Raw genomic sequence first — 539 nt, 5'->3', positions numbered from 1 at the left:
CGTAATGTTTGCCGACCTGGTAGCCGACGCTGTCGCCGATGATCGCGCCGGCGGATGCCACGAGGATCACCAGCCACAGCGACAGCGCGCCTTGGCCGGCCGCCACCCCGGCAAGAAGCACCGCGGTCTCACCGGGAAAGACGATGCCGACGAAGGCCGACGCCTCCAGCAGCGGGAGCAGAAACGCGGCGCCGAGCAGCACACCGGCGGGTAGCCTGACGAGCCAGTCGAGGGCCTGATTCATCTCGTCTTGACCACGCCTGCGCCTCCGACCACCACGTCGGCCAATCTAGCAATGGCAATGGCGGCCATCCGATCAGCCTGATGAGGTCGGACCAACGGCGCAGCCGTGGTGGGCGTGATCACAGCATGACGCACATGCGGTGGCGGGTATCGCCGTCTACACTATGATTCATAGATATCTGTCGATGAAAGGATCCATAGATATCTTCCGATGAAAGGACGCGTTGAGATGACCACCGAAAACCACGAGCTGCGCGAGCAGGTTCGCGAGCGCTACGCCGCGGCTGCCGCCGCGC

Annotated in this window: 1 protein-coding gene; it reads right to left on the bottom strand. The window is 64.0% G+C overall.

Annotated elements, in window-relative coordinates; genetic code table 11:
- Positions 1–244 (bottom strand): DedA family protein (locus F6Q13_RS20075; protein WP_367141384.1); only part of this gene is annotated, 244 nt, incomplete at its 3' end.
- Between the last annotated feature and the right edge of the window lie 295 nt (positions 245–539).

This window comes from Mycobacterium sp. (assembly GCF_008709575.1).
GTDB lineage: Bacteria > Actinomycetota > Actinomycetes > Mycobacteriales > Mycobacteriaceae > Mycobacterium.
Note: the sequence above shows the minus strand (reverse complement) of the source record. Positions and strands in the feature narration are given on the sequence as shown.